General features: G+C 71.5%; 21 protein-coding genes and 1 pseudogene. 6 read left to right on the plus strand and 16 right to left on the minus strand.

Going from position 1 to position 19,794, the window contains the following annotated elements; genetic code table 11:
• Nucleotides 1-60: 60 nt before the first annotated feature.
• Nucleotides 61-705 carry an epimerase gene (locus QUE51_RS16855; protein WP_350226793.1) on the plus strand — a complete coding sequence of 215 codons (645 nt, stop codon included), beginning with the start codon at nt 61-63 and terminating at the stop codon, nt 703-705.
• Nucleotides 706-708: 3 nt separating this feature from the next.
• Here the strand turns inward: QUE51_RS16855 and QUE51_RS16860 are convergent, their stop codons facing one another.
• Together QUE51_RS16860 and dapB are read right to left on the minus strand one after the other, a co-directional pair.
• The gene (locus QUE51_RS16860) at nt 709-1,128 is read right to left on the minus strand and encodes a tetratricopeptide repeat protein (protein WP_286279451.1); all 420 of its coding nucleotides are present in this window, start codon (nt 1,126-1,128) and stop codon (nt 709-711) included.
• A gap of 50 nt (nt 1,129-1,178) precedes the next feature.
• Nucleotides 1,179-2,003, minus strand: a complete 825-nt coding sequence (gene dapB / locus QUE51_RS16865) for a 4-hydroxy-tetrahydrodipicolinate reductase (protein WP_350226685.1) — start codon at nt 2,001-2,003, stop codon at nt 1,179-1,181.
• Nucleotides 2,004-2,041: 38 nt separating this feature from the next.
• On the opposite strand from dapB, the gene QUE51_RS16870 reads away from it, so the two are divergent.
• Both QUE51_RS16870 and QUE51_RS16875 read left to right on the plus strand, forming a co-directional pair.
• Nucleotides 2,042-2,509: a GNAT family N-acetyltransferase gene (locus QUE51_RS16870; protein WP_286277478.1), complete on the plus strand. Its 468-nt coding sequence runs from the start codon at nt 2,042-2,044 to the stop codon at nt 2,507-2,509.
• Nucleotides 2,506-2,736, plus strand: a complete 231-nt coding sequence (locus QUE51_RS16875) for a hypothetical protein (RefSeq protein ID WP_286277479.1) — start codon at nt 2,506-2,508, stop codon at nt 2,734-2,736. Before QUE51_RS16870 ends, QUE51_RS16875 begins: the two co-directional genes overlap by 4 nt.
• A gap of 27 nt (nt 2,737-2,763) precedes the next feature.
• On the opposite strand, the gene QUE51_RS16880 is transcribed toward QUE51_RS16875, so the two are convergent.
• Nucleotides 2,764-3,381, minus strand: coding sequence for a TetR/AcrR family transcriptional regulator (locus tag QUE51_RS16880; RefSeq protein WP_286277480.1), 618 nt, complete (start codon nt 3,379-3,381; stop codon nt 2,764-2,766).
• Between the two features lie 116 nt (nt 3,382-3,497).
• Between QUE51_RS16880 and QUE51_RS16885 the strand changes: the two genes are divergently transcribed.
• Complete coding sequence (locus tag QUE51_RS16885) at nt 3,498-4,709, plus strand: MFS transporter (protein WP_286277482.1); 1,212 nt, start codon at nt 3,498-3,500, stop codon at nt 4,707-4,709.
• 21 nt (nt 4,710-4,730) lie between these two features.
• On the opposite strand, the gene QUE51_RS16890 is transcribed toward QUE51_RS16885, so the two are convergent.
• Complete coding sequence (locus tag QUE51_RS16890; RefSeq protein WP_286277483.1) at nt 4,731-5,333, minus strand: histidine phosphatase family protein; 603 nt, start codon at nt 5,331-5,333, stop codon at nt 4,731-4,733.
• 42 nt (nt 5,334-5,375) lie between these two features.
• Entirely contained in the window at nt 5,376-6,737 is a 1,362-nt protein-coding gene (locus QUE51_RS16895; RefSeq protein WP_286277484.1) for a M16 family metallopeptidase, read from the minus strand.
• A gap of 268 nt (nt 6,738-7,005) precedes the next feature.
• On the opposite strand from QUE51_RS16895, the gene QUE51_RS16900 reads away from it, so the two are divergent.
• The gene (locus QUE51_RS16900; RefSeq protein WP_286277485.1) at nt 7,006-7,605 is read left to right on the plus strand and encodes a TetR/AcrR family transcriptional regulator; all 600 of its coding nucleotides are present in this window, start codon (nt 7,006-7,008) and stop codon (nt 7,603-7,605) included.
• A 183-nt stretch (nt 7,606-7,788) separates the two neighbouring features.
• On the opposite strand, the gene QUE51_RS16905 is transcribed toward QUE51_RS16900, so the two are convergent.
• From QUE51_RS16905 to QUE51_RS16955, 11 genes and pseudogenes are all read right to left on the minus strand, one after another.
• Nucleotides 7,789-9,018: an aldo/keto reductase gene (locus QUE51_RS16905; protein WP_286277487.1), complete on the minus strand. Its 1,230-nt coding sequence runs from the start codon at nt 9,016-9,018 to the stop codon at nt 7,789-7,791.
• 129 nt (nt 9,019-9,147) lie between these two features.
• Nucleotides 9,148-10,089 (minus strand): aldo/keto reductase, encoded by a 942-nt coding sequence (locus tag QUE51_RS16910; RefSeq protein ID WP_286277488.1) that lies wholly within the window; start codon nt 10,087-10,089, stop codon nt 9,148-9,150.
• 159 nt (nt 10,090-10,248) lie between these two features.
• On the minus strand, nt 10,249-12,495 hold the full coding sequence (locus QUE51_RS16915; protein WP_286277489.1) for a polyribonucleotide nucleotidyltransferase: 2,247 nt from the start codon (nt 12,493-12,495) through the stop codon (nt 10,249-10,251).
• Between the two features lie 204 nt (nt 12,496-12,699).
• The gene (locus QUE51_RS16920; protein ID WP_286277490.1) at nt 12,700-13,260 is read right to left on the minus strand and encodes an FUSC family protein; all 561 of its coding nucleotides are present in this window, start codon (nt 13,258-13,260) and stop codon (nt 12,700-12,702) included.
• Complete coding sequence (locus tag QUE51_RS16925; protein ID WP_286277491.1) at nt 13,206-13,778, minus strand: hypothetical protein; 573 nt, start codon at nt 13,776-13,778, stop codon at nt 13,206-13,208. Before QUE51_RS16925 ends, QUE51_RS16920 begins: the two co-directional genes overlap by 55 nt.
• 171 nt (nt 13,779-13,949) lie before the next feature.
• Nucleotides 13,950-15,161: an MFS transporter gene (locus tag QUE51_RS16930; RefSeq protein ID WP_286277492.1), complete on the minus strand. Its 1,212-nt coding sequence runs from the start codon at nt 15,159-15,161 to the stop codon at nt 13,950-13,952.
• 134 nt (nt 15,162-15,295) lie between these two features.
• Complete coding sequence (locus QUE51_RS16935) at nt 15,296-15,670, minus strand: VOC family protein (RefSeq protein ID WP_286277493.1); 375 nt, start codon at nt 15,668-15,670, stop codon at nt 15,296-15,298.
• 115 nt (nt 15,671-15,785) lie between these two features.
• On the minus strand, nt 15,786-16,412 hold the full coding sequence (locus QUE51_RS16940; protein ID WP_286277494.1) for an FMN reductase: 627 nt from the start codon (nt 16,410-16,412) through the stop codon (nt 15,786-15,788).
• Nucleotides 16,413-16,423: 11 nt separating this feature from the next.
• Nucleotides 16,424-17,532: pseudogene (locus tag QUE51_RS16945) on the minus strand (LLM class flavin-dependent oxidoreductase).
• A 78-nt stretch (nt 17,533-17,610) separates the two neighbouring features.
• Complete coding sequence (locus QUE51_RS16950) at nt 17,611-18,027, minus strand: hypothetical protein (RefSeq protein ID WP_286277495.1); 417 nt, start codon at nt 18,025-18,027, stop codon at nt 17,611-17,613.
• 21 nt (nt 18,028-18,048) lie between these two features.
• A complete protein-coding gene (locus QUE51_RS16955) occupies nt 18,049-18,900 on the minus strand; it encodes a hypothetical protein (RefSeq protein WP_286277496.1) in 852 nt (283 codons plus the stop codon).
• A gap of 74 nt (nt 18,901-18,974) precedes the next feature.
• Between QUE51_RS16955 and QUE51_RS16960 the strand changes: the two genes are divergently transcribed.
• On the plus strand, nt 18,975-19,745 hold the full coding sequence (locus QUE51_RS16960) for an alpha/beta fold hydrolase (RefSeq protein ID WP_286277497.1): 771 nt from the start codon (nt 18,975-18,977) through the stop codon (nt 19,743-19,745).
• Nucleotides 19,746-19,794: the final 49 nt, after the last annotated feature.

A 19,794-nucleotide genomic window follows, 5' to 3' on the forward strand; every position in this document is an offset into this window, starting at 1 on the left:
CGTGAACCTCTCGGGCGCCTCCTCAACCGCCTCCCCTGGACTCCGGGCTGGCGTCGGCAGATCCGCCAGTCCCGCGTCAACGCGACGCGCGCGCTCGCCGAGGCGATGTCGATGGCGTCGCGTCCGCCCGCCGTCTTCCTCAGCGGGTCCGCGGTCGGTGTGTACGGCGACCGTCCGGGCGAGCGCCTCACCGAGGACTCGCCCGCCGGAAGCGGCTTCCTCGCCGACGTCGTCCAGGAATGGGAGTCGGTCGCCGCCCTGGCGCCCGCCGCGACGCGCACGGTGCTGCTCCGGACCGGCGTGGTCATCTCCTCGCACGGCGGCGCGATGGCGCCGCTGCGGCTCCTCACCCGGCTCGGCGTGTCCGGCCCGCTCGGCCCCGGAACCCAGCACTGGCCTTGGATCAGCCTCCACGACGAGGCGGCGGCGATCGTCCACCTGCTCACCTCGAGCGTGGTCGGCCCCGTGAACCTCGTCGGGCCGACGCCCGCCACAGCGGCGCAGATCGGCGCCCGGCTCGCGGCCGACCTGCATCGCCCGTTCGTGATCCCGGCGCCGGCACCGCTCCTGACGCTGGCGCTGCAGGACGCGGCCCGCTACCTCCTGCTGTCGGATCAGAAGATCGCCCCGACGCGCCTGCTCGGCGACGGGTTCACCTTCCGGCACTCCACAAGCGACGCCGCGGTCGACGACTACGCGCGCTGACGCCTACGTGCGGGAGCGCCGCGACAGCGCGATCGCCTGCCGCACCGCCTGGCGGGCCCGCCGCCGGTCGCCCGAGGCGTCGTAGGCGAGCCCGAGCCGGAACCAGGCCCGCCAGTCCTCCGGCGCCTGCTCGACCGCCTCACGGAAGGCCGGGAACTGGGCATCCGCGGCGGCGCGCTCCGGCCGTCCGCTCGGGCGCAGCGGCAGGTCCGCTGCGGGCAGCTGTCCCTCGAGGTTGAGGCGGTCGGCGAGCTGCTGCGACCGCACGCCGAACAGGAGCTCTCGGATGAGCGCCCAGGCGCCGAGGAGGGGAAGCACAGTGAGGGCGACGCCGATGGCGACCGCCACCGGCTCGCCGGATGTGAGGAAGAGTACGGCGCGCTGCCCGGCGAGCACCAGGTAGAGCACGAGGAGGAACGCCATCAGCCCGGCACCGATGAGGCCGGGCGGCAGCCGCCGACGGGGCGCGTCGGTCACGGCGTGGTCGCCGTCGCCGCCTGACCCGACGTCTCGCCGCCCGGTGGCCGGCTCGTCCCGGCGTCCTTCACCGGTGCCGGGCGCAGGTCCAGCAGCCGGTCGAGGCCCACCGAGACGCCGCGAGTGGTGCGGGCCGCCTGGAGGGCGATGCGGATGCCGGCCTCGTAGGCAGTCGGGGCGAGCGTCTCGTGGCTGATGGTGAGCACCTCGCCGGTGCCGCCGAACAGGACGTCCTGCTTGGCGTGCACGCCCTGCAGCCGGAGCGAGTGGATCGGGATGCTCGCGACCTGCTGGCCGCGCGCCCGCTGGTCGGCGTGCGGGGCCGCGACGGGACCCAGCTCGGAGCGCGCCGCTCCGATCAGCTCCGCGGTCCGCACGGCCGTGCCCGAAGGCGAGTCGATCTTGCCCGCGTGGTGGGCCTCGACGATCTCGATGGAGTCGAAGTACCGGGCCGCCATCGCCGAGATGGAGCTTGCGATGACGGAGCCGATCGAGAAGTTCGGCACGATCAGGACGCCACCCGATGCCTTGTCCACCCGGCTGCGGAGGGACTCCACGCGCTCGCTGGACCACCCGGACGTGCCGACGAGGACGCGGATGCCGTGGTCGACGGCGAACTCCACGAGGCGCGGGGACACCTGGGGCAGCGTGAACTCGACGAGCAGATCGGCACCGACCATCTCGTCCAGCTCGGAGCTCGAGCCGAGCGACGCGACCAGCTCGAAGCCGTCGGTCTCCTCGACGATCCGGGAGGCGAGCCGGCCCATGCGTCCCGTGGCTCCCGCCACCGCCACCCGTGTGGTCCCCGGCCCCTGCTGCATCGTTCAACCCTAGCAACGGCCCCCTTTACGCTGAGGGAATGCGCTTCGTCGACGCCCGGTCGGATTCGCCGGATGCGCGGCGGATGCTCGCGGAGTACTTCTCAGCTCGGGAGCTGAGCTTCACGGGCGGCACCTACCGGGTCTCCACCCCGGATCCCGAGGTCTTCGTCCCGCCGGCCGGCGCTTTCGTGCTCGTCGAGGACGACGACGGCGCAGTCGTCGGCTGCGGCGGAGTCCGCCGCCTCCCGGACGACGAGCGCGGGCCCCGCTTCGAGGTGAAGCACCTGTGGCTGCGCCCGGGGACTCGCGGCCGCGGCTGGGGACGCGCCCTCCTCGCCGAGCTCGAGAGCCGCGCGGTCGACCTCGGCGCGGCGACGATCGTGCTCGACACCAACGCGACCCTCGCGGCGGCGGGCAGCCTCTACCGCTCGTCCGGCTACGTCTCCGTGCCGCCGTACAACGACAACCCCAACGCCAATCTCTGGCTGCGCAAGGTACTGGCATGAGCCGTCCGGACAGCGATCGACCTCGGGACGAAGAGTCGTTCTGGCATCGCCGGCGCCCGGGAATCCGGTACGTCTACTCGGCCGCGGCAATCCTGGGCGGGATCATGCTGGCCGTTCGCTTCGCGAGCGGAGGAAGCACCTGGGCCTTCGTGGCTGCGCTGGTCGTCATCGCGCTCGGTGCCATCTCGATCCCGGTGTACCGGTGGATGGACAAGCGCCGACTCTGACCGGCGCCGAGGCTGGGCCAGCGAGACCTAGTGCTGCGCAGCCGCACCGAGCTGCGCCTCGTACGCGCTCCACCCGTGGTCGAGGATGCGGAACCCCGCGTCGATCGCCGCCAGCGCATCCGGCCCACTCGTGGCGAGGAGCTGGATCTGCAGCACGAAGCGGGCGAAGACGCGGATCTCCTCAGTGGGAGCCGGCAGGGACGCCTCCTCAGCGACGACGGCGGCCAGGGCGTCCTCGTGGCGCAGCCACATGCGCGCCGCGTAGTCGTTGAGCGCGGGGGTCGACTCGACGAACTCCATGAACCGCCGCCGAGCGGAGCCGTCGTGGTCGTGCTCGATGTCCAGGATCTCCGCCCGGTAGTACCCCTGGAGGGCGGCCGTGATGGAGGTGCCGGCCGGACGATTCCGGACGACGGCGACGAGCTGGTCCCGCTGCTCCTCGTCCTCGTCGAAGACGAGCGCCTCCTTCTGCGAAAAGTGAGCGAAGACGGTGGTCGGCGACACATCCGCCTGGTCCGCCACCTCGCGGATGCTCACGTTGTCGAAACCGCGTTCCAAAAACAGCATCGTGGCCGCGTCGGAGATAGCCTTGCGCGTCGCGGCCTTCTTGCGCTCCCGGCGTCCGGCCGGCTCTGAGTCGCTCATGCAGACACTCTACTGGAATCGGTAGGAAAGTGTATTGACACCAAAACTGGTACCGATACACTTTCGCAGGTGACCTCTCCTTCCTCCTCCCCGCGGGCGCGCGCCGCGCCTGGACGATGCTCATCGTCCTCACCATGCTGACGACGGCCGGGATGACCGTCGTGCTCCCGATCCTCCCCTTCGTGGTCCTCCGCTATGTGGAGGACCAGTCGCATCTCGCGGTGTGGGTCGGCGTGCTGGAGTCGGTCAACGCCCTCTGCGCCTTCCTCGTCGCACCGTTCCTCGGCAGCCTCTCCGACCGCTACGGCCGGCGCCCGGTGATCATCGTCGCGGCGTTCGGCGCCGCGCTCGGCTACCTGCTGTTCGGGATCGGCGGATCGATCTGGATGCTGCTGCTCGGCCGGATCATCCAGGGGATCACCGCCGGCGACCTGCCGGCGCTCTTCGCGTATGTCGCCGACATCACCCCGCCCGAGAAGCGCGCGAAGCGGTTCGGCCTCCTCGGCGCGCTCTCGGGGATCGGGATGATGGTCGGTCCGGCGGCCGGCGGCCTGCTCGCCGCCATCGACGTCGACCTCCCCGTCTTCGTGACCGCCGGCATCGCGCTCACCATCGCCGTCCTGAGTATCGTCGCGCTCCCGGAGAGCCTCGCGCCGGACAAGCGGACGACGCGCCTCGACATCGCCGGGCTGCACCCCGTGAAGGTCCTCCGGACCGCCTTCGGGCGGAAGGAGCTGCGGGGTCTCCTCATCGGCTTCACCCTCGTGACGACCTCCTTCATGTTCTTCGTCAACAACTTCAGCGTGCTCGCCCTCGACGCGGCGCACTGGAACCCGACGCAGGTGGGCCTCGTCATCGCCTCGATCGGCATCATCGACATCGTGGTGCAGGGCGTCCTGCTCGGCCTCCTGCTTCCCCGCATCGGCGAACGCGGCGTCCTGGTGGCAGGCGTGACCGTGCAGGCGGCCGGGCTCCTCGGGCTCGCGATCGTGGGCTCCCTGTTCGCGGCCCCCTGGCTGCTCATCCTGGGCTGCCTGCTACTCGCCGCGGGCCAGGGCGGGGCGACGGCGGCGATGGACGGGGTGCTGTCGAACTCGGTGGGCGAGGATGAGCAGGGCTGGCTCGCCGGCACGACCCAGTCGCTGTCCTCGGGCATCGGCATGGTGGCGCCGCTGCTCGCGGGCGCCCTCTACGCGGGCATCGCCCACTCCGCTCCGTACTGGCTGGGCCTCGCGATGATGGTCGCGGCCGCGATCGTGCTCGGGCGGGTACGCTTCGCGAGCCCCTCGAAGCGCGCGAAGACAGCGGAACCGATCCAAGCCGGCTAACCCCGGCTCGGATCGGGAGGTTCACACCGGCTGCGGCTCCGGCAGGCCGGTGCGGAGCTCGACGGGCAGGTGCGCGAGATCGTTGTGCGCGACCAGGACGGGCGGCTTGGCCGAGCGGACGCGGATGATGGTCAGTCCGCAGTTGGCCTGGTTGACGCCGAGCCAGCGCCATTCGGGCGCGTCGAACACGTGCCGCACGAACCAGGCGATCACGAAGTTGTGCGTGATCAGCAGGTCGTGCCGATCCTCACGGGCGGGCGAGAACCACTCCCCCACCGCATCCGCCATCTGGGCGCGACCAGCGTCGATCTCCGCCTCCGTGACGGAGTGGAACCAGGAGTCGAACGCGTGCGGCATGTCCGGGCTGGGGCCGGAGGGCACGCAGTCGAAGAGCAGGGCGGACGGCTGCGGCTCGAGGGCGGGCAGCAGCTGCCCGAAGACCTGGGCCGTCTCCTCCGCGCGCCGCAGCGGCGAGTGCCACGCGCCCGTGAACGGCACGCCGCTCAGCCGGTGGGCGATCAGCTCCGCCTGGCGCTTGCCGCGCGCCGAGAGCGGGCCGTCGGGCATGCCGTGCTCGGCATCCTGCTGCTCGCCGTGGCGGACGAGGTAGAGGTAGTGAGACACCGTTGTCCCTTCGGTTTCAGGTCGGGAGGAGGAGAGGAGGAGTCAGGCCGGCACGGACGCGGTGCGCGAGCCGAGGAGACCCTCGAGCTGGGCGGCATCCGCGGATCCCACGGCGGCGAGCGACAGGGGCCGGCTGAGCAGCTCCCCCGCGAGCTCCTGCACCTGCGGGGCCGTCACCGCCTCGAAGCGCCGGATCTGCTCGTCGAGGTCGAGGAACTCGCCGGTGCCGATCTCGGCGCGGCCCAGCCGGGACATCCGCACGTCCGAGTCCTCGAGTGCCAGCGCGGAGGAACCGGACAGCTGGCCCACCGAGCGCCGCAGCTCGTCGGCGGTCACGCCGCGCTCGGCCAGCTCGGTGAACTCGCGGAGCATCAGCTCGGCCACGGTCACCGCGTTCTGCGGCGCCGTCGCGGCGTAGAGGCCCATCAGTCCCGCGTCCGAGAAGGAGGTCGCGAAGGAGTACACCGAGTAGGCCAGGCCCCGCTTCTCGCGCACCTCCTGGAACAGGCGCGACGACATCCCGCCGCCGAGGACCGCGTTGAGCACCGCGAGGGTGGCGCGGCGATCGTCGTCGGCGAGGAGCCCGGGCACGCCGAGGAGCAGGTGGGTCTGCTCGAGCGGACGCTCGATGACCGTGCACGCGGCACCCTGCGACAGCACGGCGGGGACCGCGGGACGCCGCGCCTGCGGGGCGGCCGGGAGGTCGAGAGACCACCCGGCGCCGGAGAGACCGTCCTCGACCCAGCGGACCAGCTGATCGTGGTCGACGCCGCCCGCCGCGGTCACGACGAGCCGGGAGGGCCGGTAGCTGCGGCGGTAGTGCTCAGCGACGCCGTCGCGCGTCGCGCTCTCGATCGTGGAGGGGTTGCCGCCGATGGGGCGCCCCAGGGGATGGTCGCCGAGGACCGCTTCGAAGAGCCGCTCATTCGCGACATCCGCGGGATCGTCCTCCGCCATCGCGAGCTCTTCGAGGATGACGCCGCGCTCGAGCTCGAACTCCTCGGGATCGAGGACCGACGCGGCCACCATGTCGGCGAGCACGTCGACCGCCATGGCCAGGTCCCGATCGCGCACCTTGGCGTAGTAGCAGGTGTACTCCTTGGCGGTGGCCGCGTTGTGCTCGCCACCGACCGCGTCGAAGGCGATCGCGATGTCGAGGGCGGTGCGCCGCGCCGTCCCCTTGAACAGGAGGTGCTCGAGGAAGTGCGTGGAGCCGAGCGAGCCGACGGTCTCATCTCGGGACCCGGACGGGATCCAGAATCCCACGGTCGCGCTCTGCGCCCCGGCCACCTGCTCGGTGAGCACCCGGACCCCCGACGGGAGGATGCTGCGCCGGATCGTGGAGGCGGGCTGCGGGAGGGTGAGTTCCGGCTCGTCGAGGAGGAGTGCGACTGGGCCTGACATCCTCTTCAGCCTATGTCACGCGACGGTAACGGCGGCGGGAGGGCGGAGCGCAGGCACCCGAACTGGGGTGGGTCGAAATGAGGACAAACAGACTGGTCTGTTCAGACGCTCTGCTACTGTCGAGCCAATGATCCCCCGGATCGGCCAGGGCTACCCACCCTGGTTTTCACGGGTCAACGGTGCTCCCCACACCCGCGGCCCACCTCCTCGGCCCGAGGCTCTGCCCGGCCGACTGGATGGTCACCTCGGTGACCGAAGGAGAGACGCCGTGGCGGCTGACGCCCCCATCCCAGCCGCCCGGCGCCCCTCCGCCGCCAAGGTGCGCCTCCTCGAAGTCGCCGACGAGCTCTTCTACGCGGAGGGCATCAACACGGTCGGCATCGACCGGATCATCGCGCACGCCGGCGTGACCAAGGCCACGTTCTACAAGCAGTACGGCTCCAAGGATGCGCTCATCCTGGAGTACGTGACCGGCCGGGACCGGCAGGTGCGGGAGTCGCTCACCGACCTGGCCCGGACGTCGCCCGACCCGCGGACCACCCTGCGAGCTCTCGTCGAGACGATCATCGCGGACACCAGCCGCATGGACTTCCGCGGCTGCCCGTTCCTCAACGCCGCCGCAGAGTTCCCGAACCCCGCGCACCCGGTCCGCCGGGCCATCGTCGCGCACCGGGACTGGTTCACCGGCTTCCTCGAGCAGCTGCTGGAGGAGATCGGGCACCCCGCTCCTGGCGCGGCCGCCGACGAGCTCTACCTGCTGCGGGACGGCGCCATGTCGGGCGGCTACGCGGGAGACCCGATCGCCGCCACCTCCGCGCTCACCCGGGCGGCGGAGCGGGTGCTCAGCGAGCAGTCCCAGAACGCCTGACCCGCTCGCCCGAGCGCGCAGGGACGTCCGCCTCCTCCACGAACGCCATTTGCGCGGATCAGGAATTCTCACGCCGCTCAGGACGAAGGCCGGTTTTCGCACGCGGTTCAGGACGACACGCCGTCGCGCGGAGGGCATTGCCTGAATCGCGCAGAAGCCGAGCCGGGAAGCGGCGTGCCGACCTCAGTGCCGCGAGGCGCGGTCCAGCGCGGCGACCTGCGCCCGGGTGAGGTGCACGTGCGCCGCGGCGACGAGGTCGGCGACCTGCTCGGGCCGGCTGGCGCTCGCGACCGGGGCGGTGACGAGCGGCTTGGTCAGCAGCCAGGCGAGCGCGACCGCCGCGGGTGCGACGCCCTGCTGGGCGGCGACGTCATCGAGGACCGACAGCACGCGGTAGCCCCACTTGTTGAGGTAGGGCTCGATGCGGGAGGCGCGCGAGTGCGCGTCCGAGCTGCGCGCGCCCCTCCCCCGGTACTTGCCGGACAGGAAGCCGTTCGCGAGGGACACCGCGGGCAGGACGGCGAGCTGCTGGACCCGGGCGACCGGGAATAGCTCCTGCTCGAACTCGTCCCGGTGCACGAGGTTGTAGTGCGCCTGGATGCCGGCGAACAGCGGCAGCATCAGCTGGCCCGCCGTGACGCGGGCCTCCATCAGGCGCTGGGCCGAGAACCCGGACGCCGCCAGGTAGCGCACCTTGCCGCTGCGGATGAGCGCGTCCGCCGCGGTCAGGCTCTCCTCGAGCGGGACCGCGGGGTCGTCGGCGGAGAAGTACAGCAGGTCGACCGACTCGACCCCGAGCCGGGAGAGAGATGCCTCGGCCGAGCGGACGATGCTCTGCGCCGACAGTCCGGGATTCTCCGCGCTCTGCGCGATCTTCGTGGAGAGCACGACGGAGTCGCGCAGTCCGCGCGACTGCAGCCACGCGCCGATGAGAGTCTCGCTGCGGCCCGCCGCGTACGAGTCGGCCGTGTCGATCGCGTTGCCGCCCGCCTCCACGTAGGCGTCGAGGATCTGCGCCGTCGCGTCGGCGCTCGCCGTCCAGCCGAAGGTGCTGCCGCCGAGCACGACGGGAAACACCGCGAGGTCGGTGCCGCTGATCCTGCGCGCGCGGAATCGGCGCGCGGGTTCGTCGAGGAGCGGCCGGGTCTCCTCGGCCGCCATGGCGGCGAGCGTGGAGGCGATGACCGAGTAGGCCTCGCCGACGGCGGGCTCGGCCTCGCGCTCGGTCACCGCGAGGACGGCTGCCGACGCCTCCGGGGCCGATCCCACTGCCGCCGCAGAGGAGACGGCACCCTCGATCGCCTCAGCCACCGCGGGGCTCGTGCCCTCCACAGTGCTCGGCTCGAGCTCGTCGATCGGCCAGTCCCACAGCGCAAGCTGCTCGTAGCGGGGCGCGCGCTGAGGATCCGCCATGGCGTCCCCTCCGTCCCCGCACAGCCTGTTCGCGAAGGATTCCAGGCGGCCCGGGGCGCCGATGTGCGACCCCGGGTTGCGATTCTAGGGCGGCCCCGGCGGCGGAGCCGGGGGCCGAATGCCCCCAGTTCAGGCGGTGACGCGGTCGAGCAGAGCGAGCTGGTGACGGGTCAGCTGAAGCTCCGCCGCCGGCATGAGATCGAGCAGTGCGGGGCCGTCCTTGGCCCGGACGACGGCTGCCGCCACGCCCGGCTTGCTCAGCACCCACGCGATGGCCACGCGCCCGATGTTCTCGCCCACCTCGTGCGAGATCGTCTCGAGGGTGTCGAGCACCTTGTTGCCGCGGCGCCCGACGTAGCGGAGCGCTGCCGCGAACATCGGCGAGCTGGGCAGGTCGTCCCGGCTCCGGAAGTCGCCGCGGAGGTAGCCGCTCGCCAGCGGCAGCTTGGCCAGCACGCCGAGCTGCTGGGCGTGGCTGATCGGCGCGATCTCCGACTCGTAGCGCCGGCGCTCCATGAGGTTGTACTCGGCGAACACGGCTTCGGGGAAGGGAAGGCCGAGGGACCCGGCGACGGCGCGGGCCTCGATCAGGCGCGCTCCGGAGAAGTCGGAGACGGCGAGGTGGCGGACCTTGCCGGAGGCCATCAGGTCGGCGACCGCGGTGAGCGACTCCTCGAGGGGTGTCTCGGGGTGGTCGCCGTCGAAGGAGAGCAGGTCGAGGTAGCCGGTGCGCAGGCGCTCGAGGGAGTTGTCGACCGCGGCCCGGATGTTGCGCGCGCTCAGGCCGGGGGTGTCCGGGTGGCGGCCGATCTTGGTGGCGAGAACGAGGCGCTCGCGTGCGGGCTGGCGTGCCAGCCACGCGCCGATCATGACCTCGCTGCGCCCGCCGGCGTAGTGGTCGGCGGTGCTGATCAGGGTGCCGCCCGCGCCGTGGAATTCGTCGAGGACGTCGATGGCGGCTTCGAAGCCGGCGGTCCAGCCGAAGACGGAGCCGTCGATCCCGTAGGGGAAGACGCCGATGCCGGTCGTGCCGATCTGTCGTCGGACCGGAGCTGGGGCCACGGGGCTCATCTCGTCTCCTCCCGACGGCTCGTCGTTGGATTTTATGCGGATTCGGCCGCGTTCGCGCCCCCTGTGAGGGCATCTGGCAGGAGACTCCCCGGGAATGGCGGAGGAAGGGCGAAGGCCCGCCCCGCGCGGACGCGGAACGGGCCTTCGACGGGGGCCGGATCAGATGGCTGCCGCGGGCTCCTCAGCCTCGGCGGTCTCCTCGACCACGGGGCTGAGCGACAGCTTGCCGCGGTCGTCCACCTTCGTGATCTCGACCTGGATCTTCTGGCCGACACCGAGCACGTCCTCGACGTTCTCGACGCGCTTGCCGCCCGCGAGCTTCCGCACCTCGGAGATGTGCAGGAGGCCGTCGCGGCCCGGCATGAGCGAGATGAAGGCGCCGAAGGCGGCCAGCTTCACGACCGTGCCGAGGAACCGCTCGCCCACCTCGGGGTTGTGCGGGTTCGCGATCGCGTTGACCGCGGCACGCGCAGCCTCCGCGCTCTCGCCGTCGACGGCGCCGATGTACACGGTCCCGTCCTCCTCGATGGAGATGTCGGCGCCCGTGTCGTCCTGGATCTGGTTGATCGTCTTGCCCTTGGGCCCGATGAGCTCGCCGATCTTGTCGACGGGGATCTGCACGCTGATCACGCGGGGCGCGGTCGGCGCCATCTCGTCCGGTCCGTCGATGGCCGCGTTGAGCACCGCGAGGATGGCCGTGCGGGCCTCCTTCGCCTGCTTGAGCGCGCCCTGGAGGACGCTCGACGGGAGCCCGGAGAGCTTGGTGTCGAGCTGGATGGCGGTGACGAACTCGCTCGTGCCGGCGACCTTGAAGTCCATGTCGCCGAGCGCGTCCTCGGCGCCCAGGATGTCGGTGAGCGCCGCGTAGCGGGTCTCCCCGTCCACCGTGTCGGAGACGAGGCCCATCGCGATGCCGGCGACCGGCGCGCGCAGCGGCACACCGGCGTTCAGCAGGGCGAGGGTGGAGGCGCAGACGGAGCCCATCGACGTCGAGCCGTTGGAGCCGAGAGCCTCGGACACCTGGCGGATCGCGTAGGGGAACTCCTCGCGGGAGGGCAGCACCGGCACGAGCGCGCGCTCGGCGAGGAAGCCGTGCCCGATCTCGCGACGCTTCGGCGATCCGACGCGGCCGGTCTCACCCGTCGAGTAGGGCGGGAAGTTGTAGTGGTGCAGGTAGCGCTTCTTCGTGACGGGCGACAGCGAGTCGATCTGCTGCTCCATCTTGAGCATGTTGAGCGTCGTGACCCCGAGGATCTGCGTCTCACCGCGCTGGAAGATGGCGGAGCCGTGCACGCGCGGGATGACCGCGACCTCGGCGTCGAGCGGACGGATGTCCGCCAGGCCGCGGCCGTCCATGCGGACGCCCTCACGGAGGATGCGGTCGCGCACGACCTTCTTCGTGACGGCCTTGTACGCGCCGCTGACCTGCCCGAGGATCTCGGAGCCGAGCTCGCCGGCCTCGACCTTCTGCGCGATCTCGGCCTTGACGCGGTCCTTCAGGGCGTCGTCGGCGTTCTGGCGCTCGGTCTTGCCCGCGATCTGGTAGATCGAGGTCAGCTCGTCGAACGCGATCGCCTTGACGGCCTCGAACGCCTCGTCCGAGTAGGGCAGGAAGACGGGGTACTCCCGGACCTCCTTGGCGGCCTGCTTGGCGAGGCTCGCCTGAGCCTCGACGAGCTGCTTGAGGAACGGCTTCGCCGCCTCGAGGCCCTGCGCGACGATGTCCTCGCTCGGCTTGGTCGCACCGCCCTGGATGAGGGCCCACGAGCCCTCGGTGGCCTCGGCCTCGACCATCATGATGGCCACGTCCTCGACCCCCTTGGAGTCGGTGACGACCCGGCCCGCGACCGTGAGGTCGAAGACCGCGCGCTCGAGCTGGGAGTGCTTCGGGAAGGCGACCCACTGGTCGTCGATGAACGCGAGGCGCACACCGGCGATGGGGCCGTCGAACGGGACGCCCGAGATCTGGCTCGACATGCTCGCCGCGTTGATGGCGAGAGCGTCGTAGAACTCGTCCGGCGCGATCGAGAGGACCGTGATGACGATCTGGACCTCGTTGCGCAGGCCCTCGACGAACGAGGGGCGCAGGGGCCGGTCGATGAGACGGCAGACGAGGATCGCCTCGGTGGAGGGGCGGCCCTCACGACGGAAGAACGAGCCGGGGATCTTGCCGGCCGCGTAGGACCGCTCCTCGACGTCGACCGTCAGCGGGAAGAAGTCGAACTGGTCCTTCGGCTGCTTGCTGATGCTCGTCGCGGACAGCAGCATCGTGTCCTCGTCGAGGTACGCGACAGCGGCGCCCTGCGCCTGCTGGGCGAGCCGACCGGCCTCGAAGCGGATGGTGCGCTTGCCGAACTTGCCGTTGTCGAGAACGGCCTCGGCGAACTTGATTTCTGGACCTTCCAAAAGGTCTGTCTCCTCACATCACTCAGGTGAGAGCAGATACGACGGCAGGAAGGAGCGTGGCAAGTCCGATTCCGGACTTCTGGTCATCAGTAGAAAGCCGCCGTGCCGGGCCGAATGCCGAACGGAAACCCACCACTAACGACCAGCTTCCCGCCGATCTGCTCCGGTGGTGGCCCGCCGCGAAGGGCGGGCAACGCATCCATTCTACTGCACGGCCTCCGGCACGTCAGCTATCCGGCGCCGGGTCGCGCGGCGCTCGATCAGGAACTCGCCCGCGAGGACGAGCACGGCGAGAGCTGCGCCGATGCCCGTGTCGATGATCCGCTCGAGCGCGATGCCGCCTGCGCTGACTCCCGGCTGACGCACCGCGACGAGGAGCGCGAGCGGCGTGATGAAGATCAGCGCGATGCCGTAGTGGCGGACGATCACGAGCTCTACGAGGAACTGCAGGCCGGCGAGGACGAGCACGAGGCCCACCCCGTCGGGCACCACCAGGGCGACCGCCACGAAGATCGCGGCGCCGAGGACGGTGCCCAGGATGCGGTTGGCGGCGCGAGCCGTGGTGAGCCGCCGGAGCACCCCGCTCTGAAGCACGGCGATCACGGTGACGATCACCCAGTAGCTGCGGTGCAGCCCGAGCGGGATGCTCACCGCAGCCGCCAGGACGATCGCCGCGGTCAGGCGCGCGAGCACGATCTTCGACTCGGCGGTCAGCGCGAAGCGCAGCGGGGCCGCCGGTCCGCCGGAGGCCGAGCGCGCCCGCACGCCCGGCAGGAGGAGGGCGCGATCACCACGAGGTAGCCGACGACCAGCCCGAGCGCGAGGACCGCGAGCAGCGTGACCGGCGACATCCCGGAGCCGCCCGTCGCCATGGGAGCGACGAGTGCTGCGGCGAGCCCCGGCACCATGGCGAAGAACACGCCTCCGGGCGGCCCCACGCGCAGCCCGAGCGTGAGGATCGCCGAGGCAAGGGCGATGGCGGCCACCACCACGGTGGCGACGACCGTGTTGCCCGCGGTCAGGGTCGCGAGGGCGGCGGCCAGGAAGAGCCCGGCGCCGACGAGCGGCAGCCGGCGCGCGCGGTGGCCGAGCGGCCGGTCACCGAGGTAGAGGGTGAGGAACGCGCCGTTCGAGGCGAGCAGACCCAGCTTCGGCTCCCCCGCGAGCGTGAGCACGAGGGCCGGCAGCGCGAGGGCGACGGACGCGTTGAGGGCCGTCGGCCAGCGCCGGGCTGCGGCAGGACGAACCTCGACGAGCCGCCTCAGCTCGCGTCCGATCCCCACGTTCCGAGGGTACGCGGGGGCTCAGCCGACGGGCGCGGGCGCCCGACCGTCCCAAGTCATCCCCTCCCTCAGCAGGCGCTTTCCTCCTTCGGCAGGCCGAAAACCGGCAATTCGGCCTGCTGGAGCAGGATCCTGCCTGCTGAGCGAGAGCTGGAGCGACCTCGGCGGCGGTCAGGGGACGGCGCGGGCCATTCGGACGCCGGACACCAGGACGAGCACCAGGATGACGGCGGAGAACCCGACGAGGGTGGCGGTCGCCGGGAAGAAGGCCAGGCTGACCCCGATGGCGAGCACGGGCACTACCAGCCCGCCGTACGCGATGAGGAACATGGCGGCGAGTACCTCACCACGGCGCGCCGGCTCCGCGACCGAGCCCGCCACCCCGAGTGAGCTGCGGAACACGAGGCCCACCCCGGCTCCCGCGACGATACTGCCCACGATGAAGGCCGCGAGGCTCGTGAGGAGCACGCCGAGCGTGGCGGCGCTCAGACCGCCGACCATGAGCACGACTCCGAGGATCACCTGCCGGCGCAGCGGCAGCCGGGCGAGGAAGACCTGCGTGACCGCGGCGGCGGCGAAGACGCCGAAGGAGACGAGTCCGGCCACCAGGCGGGAGGTCTCGTGCAGCTGGCCCGCGAGGAAGCTCGGCGCCAGCGAGGTGAAGAGGCCGAAGATCGCGAACGCGGCGAACGCGCCGGCGCCGGCCGCGACGAAGAGGTTGCGGGAGGCCGGGGGCACCGAGATCCGCTGCGGCCGGTACGGAGGACGGCCGCGCGAGGAGTCGATCGTCTCGGGCACGAGGAGGACCGCGGCGCCGGCGAGGACCAGGAGCACCACGAAGACCAGGTACGGCACGGTCAGGGGCAGCGGCGCGTACTCGGCGAGGATGCCGCCCAGCAGCGGGCCGAGGGCGAGCCCGCCGACGTTGACGAGTGTCGCGACGGTCGATGCCGTCGCGACGGCTCCCTCGGGTCGCGTCGCCGTCCGGAGCTCGGTGAGGGACGCCGTGGCGCTCGCGGTCAGGGCGCCCACCCCGATCCCGGAGACCACCCTGGCGATCAGGAGGGCGGGAACCGCCTGCCACGCGAGGAACACGCCCGCGGCCAGCAGCTCGGCGAGAATGCCGAGCACGATCATCCGGCGCCGGCCTGCCCAGTCGCTGATGTGGCCGACGAGGTAGAGGCTCAGCATCACGCCGACCGCATATGCCGCGAAGATCACGGTGATCACGACGGTCGGGAAGCCGTCGCGCTCCTGATAGATGGAGTAGAGCGGAGTGGGCACGGTCGAGAAGGCCATCACGGCGAGGAACGCCACGGCGACGACCCAGAAACCCGTGCCGGCCGACAGCGCGCGCCGGCGGACTGCGATCGACTCGCTCACGCTCTCCTGCTCCCCCGTCCTCCCCCGCTCGACGACGGAGGGCCGCACGGAACGCGGAAGCGGGGCGCCGGGAGATCCCCGGCGCCCCGCTTCATCGCAGGCGCTACTGTACGCCGCCGCCGGGTCCGTCGGGGTCAGCGGGAAGGCCGCGAGAACAGGTTCACGACGTTGCCGTCCGGATCGCGGAACAGGACCGACCGGTTGCCCCACGGCATGGTGGTCGGCGGCAGCACGACGTCAGAGAGCACCGGCCGCAGACGCTCGAACTCGGCGTCGACGTCGTCGACGAGGAACTCGATCAGGACGGAGTCGTTCGCACCGGGCCGGGGCGCGTGGTCGCCCAGCATCGCCACGGTGGCCGTGCTGCCGATGGCCAGAGCGGCGCCGCCCGTCCGGAACTCGGCGAAGACGGGCGCGGGACGGACGGCCGGGATGCCCGTAACCGCCTCGTAGAACCCGGCGAGCCGGTCGACGTCGTCGGTGATGATGCGGATCGAAGCGAAGTCCATGGAATGCCCTTCCGGCGCGGCGATTCCCGCGCGACTGAATGATCCTGCCCCGCACCACCGACAGGGATGCGAAAGGGCGCCGGGAGGATCCCGGCGCCCTTCCGCGGCCGCGCTGCTACTGCACGCCGCCGACCCCGGTGGGATCGAACCCCGACGGGAGCGCGAACGGGTCGCGCAGAGTGGACGATCGGGTGGAGCGGCGGATCCCCTCCGCGAACTCGGCGGCGGCACGGTCGATGCGCTCCGGCAGGGGCTTCACCGCGTCATCCACCTCGCCCCAGTCGTCCGTCGCCGCGAAGACCCCGGTGGCCGTCACCGCGGCGTGCAGGTACGCGAAGAGCGGGCGCATGGCGTAGTCGATGGCGAGGGAGTGGCGGGAGGTGCCGCCGGTCGCCGCCAGCAGCACGGGCTGTTCCGCGATGGAGCCCGGCTCGAGCACGTCGAAGAACGACTTGAACAGTCCGCTGTAGCTCGTGCTGAAGATCGGCGTGACGGCGATGAGGCCGTCCGCCGAGGTGACCTTGTCGATGGCGGCGGCCAGGCGGCCGCTCGGGAATCCGGTGAGGAGGTTGTTCGTGATGTCCTGCGCGAGCTCGCGCAGCTCCACCACCTCGACCGTCACGTCGTCCCCGGTCTCCCGGAGCCGGCTCGCCGTCGCCTCCGCCAGGCGGTCGGCGAGCATCCGAGTCGACGAGGGCTTGCTGAGGCCGCCGGAGACGACGGCGATCGTGCGCGTGGTCATGGCTGCTCCTCTCAGACGGCGGCGGGCGCGAGCTGGGCGGCGCGCTCGGCGTCGCGCTTGGCGACCAGGGACTCGTGGGTGGGCGCGTCGGGCACCGACGCGGGGCGGTTCTTCTCGAGCTCCTTGCGGAGCACCGGGACGACCTCCTCGCCGAGCAGGTCGAGCTGCTCGAGGACGGTCTTCAAGGGCAGGCCGGCGTGATCCATGAGGAAGAGCTGGCGCTGGTAGTCGCCGAAGTGGTCCCGCATGGCCGCGTACCGGTCGATGACCTGCTGGGGGCTCCCCACGGTGAGCGGCGTCTGCTCGGTGAAGTCCTCCAGTGACGGGCCGTTGCCGTACACGGGTGCCTGGTCGAAGTAGGGGCGGAACTCGTCGACGGCGTCCTGCGAGTTCTTGCGCATGAACGCCTGGCCGCCGAGGCCGACGATCGCCTGCTCGGCGGTGCCGTGCCCGTAGTGCTCGAAGCGCTGGCGGTAGAAGCCGATGAGCTGCATGTAGTGCTCCTTCGGCCAGAAGATGTTGTTCGCGAAGAAGCCGTCGCCGTAGAAGGCGGCCTGCTCGGCGATCTCCGGCGAGCGGATCGAGCCGTGCCAGACGAACGGAGGAACGTCGTCGAGCGGGCGAGGCGTCGCGGTGAAGCCCTGCAGCGGGGTGCGGAACTTCCCGCTCCAGTTGACGACCTCCTCGCGCCACAGCTTGTGCAGGAGCGCGTAGTGCTCGATCGCGAGCGGGATGCCCTGCCGGATGTCCTGGCCGAACCACGGGTAGACCGGGCCTGTGTTGCCGCGGCCGAGGATGAGGTCCATCCGACCGTCGGACACGTGCTGCAGCATCGCGTAGTCCTCGGCGATCTTGACCGGGTCGTTCGTGGTGATGAGCGTCGTGCTGGTCGAGAGGATCAGCTTCGACGTCTTGGCGGCCAGGTAGCCGAGCATCGTGGTGGGCGAGGAGGGGATGAAGGGCGGGTTGTGGTGCTCGCCGAGTGCGAAGACATCGAGGCCGACCTCCTCGGCCTTCTGCGCGATCGTGAGGATCGCCTGAATGCGCTCCCCTCGGTCGGCGTGCGTCCCGTCGTCGGATCCGGCGTGACGTCCCCGACGGTGAAGATCCCGAACTGCATGGCATCCCTCTCTGCTTGGTCAATGCGTTTGCATCGACTGGAGCCTGTAACCGGCGAGGGTGCTCCGCTATTCCCGGCTCAGCCGACCTGTCCGAGCAGCAGCTCCACGCGGAGGCCCTGCTTCGTCTCGACGATCTCCACGGGGATGCGCTGCGGCTTCCCTGCACGCTCGAGGCGGGACAGGGCGTCGAGGACCGGACCTTCCAGCCCCCGGGGAACGGTGCCGACCGGGCCCACGATCCGCCGGTCCACGAACAGGCGGATCTGCACGGGTGCGTCGGTGCGCTCCTCCTCGAGCGTGCGCTGACCGCCCGCGGTGGACACGTCCTCGCCCACGAGCGTGCGGAGCAGGTCCTGGTGCGGATCGCTGCCCGCGAGCCGGATCCGCACCCGCGAGTTCTTGGGCGTCAGATCGAACCGGAACGAGTCGAGCGAGCCCGACCCCTCGTCCCCCTTCGGGAAGTCGCTGGGCTCGGATCGGCGCCACCATGCCATGCGGCCAGGGTAGCGGGCGGGTCAGCCGCCGAGGCTGCGCACGAGTGCGGCGAGCGCCGCGATCGACGCGGCGGTCACGACCACACCCGCACCTGCCACCGTCTTGGCCGCCCGGCGCCACCGGCGGTCCGCGTCCGCCACGGCGCCCTCGATGCTCTCGCGGCGCTGCCGGTGCCGGACACCTTCGCCCGCGTCCGCCGCGGTCCCCCAGGTGGCGGGGAGCTCGGCGGCGTCGGCGAGGCGGTCGACGATGAGGGCGGAGCACACCTCCGGCAGCGAGCGCAGCCAGGGCAGGAGGTCCGCGGCCGCGAGCACGTGCACGCGGTCGGGCGGCGTGCGCACCAGGACGCGCTTGGGCGCTGAGAACACGACGACCGGAACGATCTCGACACCCGGCCGGAGGTGCTCGACGAGGCGCTCCTCGACCTCGCCGACCGCCTCGTCCGCCATCGCCATTGCCTGCGAGCCGACCCCGTCGACGGAGAGCAGGTCGGCCGAGATCCACACCGAGGCATCCCGCTCGTCCTGCGGGAAGACCGCGAAGACGCCGGCCGGTCCCACCAGGAGATGCGGGATGACAGCGGGTCCGGTCGGCACCGAGTGGAGCACGGTCCAGTCGGCGGGCAGGCGCCTCAGCAGCGTCGCGGTCTCCTCCTCGAGGAGGGCCCGCTCGTAGAGGGCCTGCACGGCGGGCCTGATCGGGGCGATGCCGAGGATCCGCTCCACCGCACGGCGCGGCCGGGCCGCGGCTTCCACGGCGACGGACTCCACCAGAGGCGCGAAGCCCGCTGGGCGTCCCCGGAGCGTGGGCAGCGGCGGTGCCGGAGCCTCCATCTCGCGCAGTGGCGTGCCGATGCGCACCCGAATCGTCATGTCGTCCCCCCGAACGTCGCGGCCCTGCTCGCCCCCGGCGGGAAGCACAGGGAGGCGGCCGTAGGCTCGACCCCATGCGCTGGCGGACCGTCTCGGCATTCAAGCACGCGGGCCGGACGATGCTGGTCAAGCGTCTCGGCGCGGACGAAGGCCCGCACTTCGTGCTCGTGCACGGCATCGGGGTCGCATCCGCCTACTACCGCAGACTGGCGCGCGCCCTCGCCCCGCACGGGGCCGTGCACGCGGTGGAGCTCCCCGGCCACGGCGGCGCGCCCAAGCCCGCCGAGCCGATGTCGATCGAGGACTACGCCGGCGTGGTGTCCGCGTACGTGATCCAGCAGGGGCTCGTCGACCCGATCCTCGTGGGCCAGTCGATGGGCACGCAGGTGGTGACCGAGGCCGCCCTGCAGCACCCGAACCTCTTCCGCCGGGTCGTGCTGATCGGAGCCGTCGTGAATCCTCGGGAGCGCTCCGCCCTGCACCAGGGTCTCCGCCTGCTGCAGGACTGCATGTTCTTCGAGACGCCGACGTCGAACTGGGTCGTGCTGCGCGACTACGTGCGCACCGGGGTGCGCTGGTACGCGGCGACCCTGCCGGCGATGCTCGGCTACCACACCGAGGATGCGCTGCGGCGGCTGACGGCCGAGACCCTCGTCATCCGCGGCGGCCGCGACCCCATCTCGCGTCACGACTGGAACCTGCAGATGCGGCGGCTCATCCCGCTGGCCCGGTTCGTCGAGATCCCGCGCAAAGGGCATGTCGTCATGTACTCGGCTCCGGAGGCGGTGCTCGCTCCGATCCTGGAGCTCGCCGGCCTCGCGGCGACCGACGCGGCGGCCCGCTGATGCTCCGCCTGATCGCGAACGGCTGGTTCTGGTTCCTCGACTACCTCTA

Origin of the sequence: Naasia aerilata (genome assembly GCF_030296595.1) — a bacterium.
GTDB lineage: Bacteria > Actinomycetota > Actinomycetes > Actinomycetales > Microbacteriaceae > Naasia > Naasia aerilata.

Coding starts and splice junctions, on each gene's coding strand:
- QUE51_RS16860 (WP_286279451.1), bottom strand. CDS start 1,128: ATGGCGTTCCTCCTCGTGCTCTACCTGGTGCTCGCCGGGCAGCGCGCC.
- dapB (WP_350226685.1), bottom strand. CDS start 2,003: ATGCAGCAGGGGCCGGGGACCACACGGGTGGCGGTGGCGGGAGCCACG.
- QUE51_RS16870 (WP_286277478.1), top strand. CDS start 2,042: ATGCGCTTCGTCGACGCCCGGTCGGATTCGCCGGATGCGCGGCGGATG.
- QUE51_RS16875 (WP_286277479.1), top strand. CDS start 2,506: ATGAGCCGTCCGGACAGCGATCGACCTCGGGACGAAGAGTCGTTCTGG.
- QUE51_RS16880 (WP_286277480.1), bottom strand. CDS start 3,381: ATGAGCGACTCAGAGCCGGCCGGACGCCGGGAGCGCAAGAAGGCCGCG.
- QUE51_RS16885 (WP_286277482.1), top strand. CDS start 3,498: ATGCTCATCGTCCTCACCATGCTGACGACGGCCGGGATGACCGTCGTG.
- QUE51_RS16895 (WP_286277484.1), bottom strand. CDS start 6,737: ATGTCAGGCCCAGTCGCACTCCTCCTCGACGAGCCGGAACTCACCCTC.
- QUE51_RS16905 (WP_286277487.1), bottom strand. CDS start 9,018: ATGGCGGATCCTCAGCGCGCGCCCCGCTACGAGCAGCTTGCGCTGTGG.
- QUE51_RS16910 (WP_286277488.1), bottom strand. CDS start 10,089: ATGAGCCCCGTGGCCCCAGCTCCGGTCCGACGACAGATCGGCACGACC.
- QUE51_RS16935 (WP_286277493.1), bottom strand. CDS start 15,670: ATGGACTTCGCTTCGATCCGCATCATCACCGACGACGTCGACCGGCTC.
- QUE51_RS16940 (WP_286277494.1), bottom strand. CDS start 16,412: ATGACCACGCGCACGATCGCCGTCGTCTCCGGCGGCCTCAGCAAGCCC.
- QUE51_RS16950 (WP_286277495.1), bottom strand. CDS start 18,027: ATGGCATGGTGGCGCCGATCCGAGCCCAGCGACTTCCCGAAGGGGGAC.
- QUE51_RS16955 (WP_286277496.1), bottom strand. CDS start 18,900: ATGACGATTCGGGTGCGCATCGGCACGCCACTGCGCGAGATGGAGGCT.
- QUE51_RS16960 (WP_286277497.1), top strand. CDS start 18,975: ATGCGCTGGCGGACCGTCTCGGCATTCAAGCACGCGGGCCGGACGATG.